The organism is Blautia sp. AF32-4BH (assembly GCF_003460565.1).
Taxonomy (GTDB): Bacteria; Bacillota; Clostridia; order Lachnospirales; family Lachnospiraceae; genus Fusicatenibacter; species Fusicatenibacter saccharivorans.
Genome location: NZ_QTVL01000034.1, coordinates 1 through 6,048, shown reverse-complemented (window position 1 = coordinate 6,048; position 6,048 = coordinate 1). Strand labels below are relative to the sequence as shown.

The window sequence follows — 6,048 nt, the reverse complement described above, 5'->3', positions numbered from 1 at the left end:
TATCATAGAAGAACCTTTTAAACACTATTTTACAGAAAAAGTTTCATACTCTCTGTTTAACCGAACTTTTGTTTTCCTTTGATTTTAAAGTGAGTTTTCAAAAAGCACTGATTTTTACCATACTTTTTGTGATTTTTTTATTATTGTTTTATTACTTTATAAAACAACGTACTTATAAACTATTCGATCAAAAAATAACATATGGATTTAGGGAACGAAAAATTTTGTATGCGGATATCCATTCATTAGTTTTTACACTATCCTCCAGACCTAAAGGAATATATGATATTGGACTGGGAGAACCATACCTATACATAAAAGAAAATGGGAAGAAAAAATATATATGCAATATTACAATTTATTTGGCATATCCAAGTGTTATACAAAAAAGATATGATATCAATATAAGCAATGGGCAGATAGGAATGTCTCCTGCCTACAGTTTTAACTGTTATGATATAAAAAGTATTTTCAATTTAATACATCATTCAAAAGCAAATATTTATGTGACGAAGAGTTTTCTTCTCTTTAATAATTGGACAATAAACAGATTTTGCAAAGAATACAATATCTCTATGGAAATGGTTCAGCTTATAAATGATGGAAACTAATGTAAAAAATTTGTATTGTATTGAACTTTAGAAAACCTTTTTATGAGAAAGGAAAGCATATGCAAGAATATTATAAAATATATTTTCCTTATTCCAAAGAATATTTATTGGAACAGATTAAGAAGACTACAAAACCATTATGTATTTCAAACCAGGCTTATAGAGATATGGCACTTGCAGCCTACAAAGAAGAGGATAATACCTTATGTATCGGATATGCAGCAGGAAGTATGACAGGCGGTGGCTGGGAAATGCTCCAGACACATATAAAAAGCTATGGGGGAGATGTAATGCTGGAAGGTACGTTTGTGCTTTTGCCATACATAAAAAAAGCTGCACTATTTTTTCTGCTCATAGTGATTTTATTTGCATTGTTTTTTTCTCAGGGAGATTTATTGATTTTAACAGAATGTCTGATTTTATTTATGTTTCCATTATATCTGCTGTATAGGAATATTTCTAAGATAGGAAAATGTGAAGAAGGGCGACGGCTTGTTTTATTATATCTGGAAAAGGTGCTTCATGCAAATGTGGAAATATCCGTAGAGGAAGAATAAAGAAATGATAGGGGAAAACGAGAATGAAAAAGATTAATGAACAAACAAAAAGTTTTTTACTATACGGTATAGAAGATGTGATTAAGCCGAAAGAAATCTACAAATTAGATGGAGCAATCTTGTTTCTAGTATTTTTATTTTTCTTTTTATCTGAATCAGCTCCATCACCGTTTTTTTCAAAAGTATTTTTAGTTATTGTTTATCTTGGATTCGTGATTCTTAGTTTTTCAAGAACAGAAGTGACAGGGAAAAAGGTTTTTTGGATCATTGGAATACAAAGTCTGACGTTTTCTATTTTGTTCTGTTGGGCAGCAACTATCCTCATGCTGACAACTATGAAAGAAGAATATTATAAGAGGTATCTAACCATACTCGTTATCATTTACATACTGGTAATCGCTGCATACATTTTTCTTATAATAACTTTGATTAAAAAAGATATCTACAATCCATCTTCTTCCAAAAAGCTGGCTGGAGGATGGTGTATTACTAGTTTTGTATTGCTTGGAATGGGTGTCGCAAAAGTACTTAGTAGCAGCGTTGAATATACAGCCATGATTAGAATTGCAAGCCTTTGTTCCTATTTTTGTTCTTTGGGTTCTATCTTAGGAGTTTTTCACCTGGTAAAGTATTTTGCTGTCAAAAAATGGGAGGTTGAAAAATGAATATTTTTATGAAAAGAATATAGATGAAAATAATTATAGCATCCAGGAAGAAGGATGGCTGGGGATTTTATTTTTGGTTGGAACTATATTTTTCTCAGGATTACTTTTGTATGGTTTTATAGACGGACAGGCGGATTTTTCAGTTATAGTGGCGTATGGAATATTGATTGCTTTTTCTGGAATCTGTACCCTGCATTTGTTCCTGTGGAGAGTCAAGGTAAATCATGATGTAATTGAATACCGGTCGTTTTTTGGAAAAAAATATTATAAATTTTCAGATATAACAAGAAGTGTACATAAAGAAAATGGTACATTGGAAATATATGCAGGGGACAAAATAATATTCAAATTTGATGAAAACATAAGCGCATCATTGTTTGCAAATAGTCTGTCTAAGCATAAAATTTCACAAGAAACATGGTTGAGTTGTAGAGATAAAAAGTGCATCATAAGACCAAAAGAAAGCCACTATGTTCTGCCAGGCATTTTCTTTTTATATTTGGTTTACAATAGTGTGATACTTGTATTCAATGCAAAAGAAACAGCTTTTGTTTTCCTTTTATTCTCTCTTGTACCGGGAGGTATATTTTTCTATTTTTTAATGGACAAAACAATTGTCAAGGATGGATGGCTATATAGAAATGGATTTTTAAGGAAGAACTGTAAAATAAGATTAACGGATATTACCCAGATGAAAAGAAAAAAGAATTTATTTGGAGAAGCTCTTATTTTATATAAAAATCAGAAAAAAATCGCTAAAATTTCTGCCCGAAATAGAAATGTGGACTGGCTGCAAGTAAAGATTGCAGAAATAAAAAAGGATAAGAAGAAATTAGAACGTAAAAAATGAAAAATGTGAATCATATAGGGAGATTGAGTTTATGGATAATGTCATTAGATTAAGTAAATTTGTAAAAAATTTAGGAATAGTAACAACAGTTCTTTTTTTAATAATCGTACTGGTAACATTTGTTACAGGAAATATGGGGGTTGCGATATGTTTTATGCCTTTTGTATTTTTAGGTATTGCTTTAATTTTGGCATACAAGAAACAAATAATTGTAGTAAATGAAGATGAAATTGTATTTAGCTATCTGGTTAAGAAAACTCAGCATATAAAATATAATGATATTCGTTGTATTTTAATGATTCCATTAAATGGTAGAACAGATGTCATATTAATTGATAAGATGTACAATAGACTTGTTACTCTGGAGCAAGTGTATGTAAATTATGATATTTTATATGATACACTTATAAAACATGAAATAGATCTTGTGGATTTTGGTGAGTTAGTTGAACAGAACAAAGATGTATCAAAGTATGTACCTGCTTTAAACTGGATAGAAAAGAATTTCTATAAATCTATATGTAATGAGAATACAACTATCAAAAATATGTCAAAAACAATAGAAAAAGAAAAGCGTAAAAAAACAAAGCAATTTTTAAAAGCTTTAGGTTGGATTCTAATAATTGCTGATGCGGTAGCATTTTTTATTGGTGGCAAAACAATGTTAGTTATATTTATAATGGTTTTGATGATTACATATGCAGTGTATATAAAATATTATCCATATATATTTATAGAAGTCACCACAAAAAAAGGACAAGAACTGGCGTATCAATTACCATTTATGGGTGCAGCAATAGCAATGCTTTTATCCCTGAATACGAGTAAACTCTTTAATTATGAATTTGGAAACTATATGAAGATTACGGCAATTATTACTGCTTTACTTGCACTGCCATTTATTATTAAATCTTTAAAAACAGATGTACCACAGAAATTTGGACGTAAACTTTCAGTTGTATTTGCTGCTTTTATAATCGCATTTACAATTAGTTTCCCAATAAATTTTTTATTTACATTTGATGGGGCAACTCATGAAATTGCAATTGTAACAGACAAAAAGATTAGCAGTGGTAAAACTAGAGATAGAGAGTTATATGTAAGTTGTAATGGTAAAAGAGAAATATATACTGTTTCAAACAGTGAATATGAAAATACATCAATAGGCGATAGTAAAAGAATTTGTAGAAGAAAAAGTGCATTAGGATTGGAATATAGTACGATACATGATTAATATTTATTTAAAGATAAGGAAGGAATATATAAGATGAAAATATTGTTAGCAGTAGTTGGAGGATTATTATTACTGATATTCCCTTTTATAGTTATGAAAAAAGCAAAAGTAACAAAAGAAGAAAATACTGATGAAGCAAGGAAAAAATTTAATGTGTTTCTCATTTGTATGATACCTGTTCCTCTAATAGGCTTCATATTTCTTTTAATAGGGCTTAGAAGTTTTTTATAAAATTAAATAAAGGAGAAAAATGTTAAAAAACAATGATATATCAATACCAGAAGCCTGCTATGCAGATTTATGTAAGGTGGGTTTTTTTGAAAGAAAACAGGTTAAATTAACAATTATATGGAATGAAAAAATAAGCAGAAATAAACAAATACTTACACTTAAGAAGTTATATCCTGAATTAAATAAAGTGTCTACAGTTGAAATCTATAAAATTACAAAAAAACGAAGAAATGGCAATTTGCAGAGATGGGATGGGGATTTGCTGTTGACTTTTCGCATAAAGCAGAAAAAGCGGGGATAAAAATATTGTTAGAAGAATAACTAAAAATCTTGCTAATGTATAAGTTAAGTAAAAAATAGAATGAAAAATAATCATATAGCAGAGGAGATTGGGTAATATGAAGGAACAAAAGAAATCTTCTTGGGGAGCGGTTCTGGTGTCATTTTTAAAGGAATTTCTATTAAACTCATTCGAAGCCCCAGGTCATCTTTATTATGATGAAAATTTAACTAATGAAGGAAAAAGAAAGAAAAATTATATTTGGAGGGTGCTTCTACTGGTGACTGCGGTAGGAGTAGCTTTGCTTCCTGTTATAGCTTGGAACATGTTTGTTCCAGATGTGCTATGGGCAAAAATAGTTACCGTTGTAGTGTGTGAAGGCTATGTTGTTTTTATAGTAAGTATGGAGATTATCCAAATAAAGGATGAGCTAAAGGAAGATATGTTAAAAATAGGGGGATATAAAATTACTCCCAAAGGAAGTATTTCCCTATTTAAAGAAATTGATTTTAAGATTGCTCAAACAGAGTATTCTTATACAATATTGATTTCTAAGAAACCTTTAAAATGGCTTTATAAGAAGTTTTATGTTACAATCTATGGAAGACATGGAAAAGTAAAAAAGATTGAATTGGTTCGAGCAGACAAAAAGTATTCTACGAAATATGAGACAATGAATGGTACAGTCTTAGAAAAGTTGCAAGAAGAAAATAATAGGTTTTTAAGGAAATGCTTAGGTACTCCCAGTAAAAAGAGTATGACAGGCGTCGAATATTATTATGAGTGGGGACAAATACAATCCTTCTATGATGATCGTTCTTGTCAAACAGGAATTGTAATTATGTTTTAAAATAAGGAATATTGTATCTCTTGCTTCCGTATGCAGAAAGATTACATCGGTACAGAGAAATGTGGTAGTGATACACCAAAGAACACAGGCGAAACCTTATATCTCGGTTCCACAAGTAGCGAATCTTTCAAAAGAGAGAGATGGGTAAAACTTCGCTGTTTATATAATAGTAGGGGACGATGTTTTATCCCCTGCTATTATACGTTTTTTAGCATGTTTTCACCAATATTGCTTGGTACCTAACCGATTTTTCAAATAACATCTGATTCCAAGATATACTCCCTGAGAAAGTACGAAAAGCAATAGAAGATTTACGGAAAGTGCTTTTTTAATTGCTTCTCCAAAATAAATGATGACAGCAGTACTTGTCAGTATCATCAGTAGAGTAATAACATCCCAACAGTTTTTCTTATATAATTCTATAACCTTTATTTCTATCAGTATCGCCAGTATCCCTGTCCCTGCCACACATATTCCGACAACCAATATCAGAAATAACCAATATACCATTCCGGCTATAAAAGGATTTGGAATTTTTGTGCTAATCTGTGCCACAGATTGCCCGGCATCAATTGTCCAACCGATAAAAGTTTGTAGGAATGACGCTGCATCATGGAAGAATGATTTACAATCGGAAAGGAACACATCGGACTGTACTGCCTGAAAAAGAGTGGTTGTCAGCGAATACCATGCAAGAAGGAACAAGGTTGTTTGGAACGAGAGTATGAAACTTTTTCTGTAAAATAGTGTTTAAAAGGTTCTTCTATGAT

Annotated in this window: 9 protein-coding genes; 8 read left to right on the top strand and 1 reads right to left on the bottom strand. The window is 30.7% G+C overall.

Annotation, left to right across the window (positions count from 1 at the left end):
* The first annotated feature begins 224 nt into the window (after positions 1 to 224).
* The 8 genes from DWZ44_RS17785 (at position 225) to DWZ44_RS17745 (ending at position 5,278) form a co-directional block, all read left to right on the top strand.
* Positions 225 to 611, top strand: a complete 387-nt coding sequence (locus DWZ44_RS17785) for a hypothetical protein (RefSeq protein ID WP_242999646.1) — start codon at positions 225 to 227, stop codon at positions 609 to 611.
* Between the two features lie 59 nt (positions 612 to 670).
* Complete coding sequence (locus DWZ44_RS17780; RefSeq protein ID WP_019161965.1) at positions 671 to 1,168, top strand: hypothetical protein; 498 nt, start codon at positions 671 to 673, stop codon at positions 1,166 to 1,168.
* A gap of 23 nt (positions 1,169 to 1,191) precedes the next feature.
* On the top strand, positions 1,192 to 1,833 hold the full coding sequence (locus tag DWZ44_RS18895; protein WP_029471593.1) for a hypothetical protein: 642 nt from the start codon (positions 1,192 to 1,194) through the stop codon (positions 1,831 to 1,833).
* Positions 1,823 to 2,683, top strand: a complete 861-nt coding sequence (locus tag DWZ44_RS18890; protein ID WP_019161962.1) for a DUF6560 family protein — start codon at positions 1,823 to 1,825, stop codon at positions 2,681 to 2,683. The genes DWZ44_RS18895 and DWZ44_RS18890 overlap by 11 nt, the downstream gene beginning before the upstream one ends.
* Positions 2,684 to 2,714: 31 nt before the next feature.
* Positions 2,715 to 3,917 carry a hypothetical protein gene (locus tag DWZ44_RS17760; RefSeq protein WP_005334774.1) on the top strand — a complete coding sequence of 401 codons (1,203 nt, stop codon included), beginning with the start codon at positions 2,715 to 2,717 and terminating at the stop codon, positions 3,915 to 3,917.
* 33 nt (positions 3,918 to 3,950) lie between these two features.
* Complete coding sequence (locus DWZ44_RS17755; RefSeq protein WP_005334773.1) at positions 3,951 to 4,148, top strand: hypothetical protein; 198 nt, start codon at positions 3,951 to 3,953, stop codon at positions 4,146 to 4,148.
* A gap of 19 nt (positions 4,149 to 4,167) precedes the next feature.
* A complete protein-coding gene (locus DWZ44_RS17750) occupies positions 4,168 to 4,449 on the top strand; it encodes a hypothetical protein (protein ID WP_005334771.1) in 282 nt (93 codons plus the stop codon).
* Positions 4,450 to 4,546: 97 nt separating this feature from the next.
* Entirely contained in the window at positions 4,547 to 5,278 is a 732-nt protein-coding gene (locus tag DWZ44_RS17745; protein WP_005334769.1) for a hypothetical protein, read from the top strand.
* 219 nt (positions 5,279 to 5,497) lie between these two features.
* Here DWZ44_RS17745 and DWZ44_RS18885 read toward each other — a convergent pair whose 3' ends face one another.
* Complete coding sequence (locus DWZ44_RS18885) at positions 5,498 to 6,004, bottom strand: DUF6040 family protein (protein ID WP_330411505.1); 507 nt, start codon at positions 6,002 to 6,004, stop codon at positions 5,498 to 5,500.
* Between the last annotated feature and the right edge of the window lie 44 nt (positions 6,005 to 6,048).